This is a genomic window from Microbacterium sp. ZXX196, from assembly GCF_009709595.1.
GTDB classification, from domain to species: Bacteria; Actinomycetota; Actinomycetes; order Actinomycetales; family Microbacteriaceae; genus Microbacterium; species Microbacterium excoecariae.
In genome coordinates this window covers 1-262 of the sequence record NZ_WMEE01000271.1, presented here as the reverse complement: position 1 = coordinate 262, position 262 = coordinate 1, and the positions used below count along the sequence as shown (strand labels likewise).

Sequence of the window (262 nt, the reverse complement as noted above, 5' to 3'; positions counted from 1 at the left end):
GTTGACCAGCTCGTCCTCGCTGCGCACGAAGTCGTCCGACCCGCCGGTGCTGCTCGTGTGAATCTCGTGCACCTCGACGTGGTCCGGCGTGATCTCGTCGTGCGGGTTGACGTCGTCGGTCAGCCGCAGCACCGGGGTGGTCTCGCCCAGCTCGGCCTGCAGGTTGCCGGTGTAGCTGATCACGACGAAGGCCACCGCGACGGCGCCGATCCCGGCCAGCAGCATGAGCATCAGGCCGCGTCGCTGTCGTGGGTTCATTGCT

Annotated in this window: 1 protein-coding gene; it reads right to left on the bottom strand. The window is 67.6% G+C overall.

The window, feature by feature from the left end:
- Window positions 1-231 (bottom strand): hypothetical protein (locus GJQ66_RS13020; RefSeq protein WP_230379631.1); only part of this gene is annotated, 231 nt, incomplete at its 3' end.
- Between the last annotated feature and the right edge of the window lie 31 nt (window positions 232-262).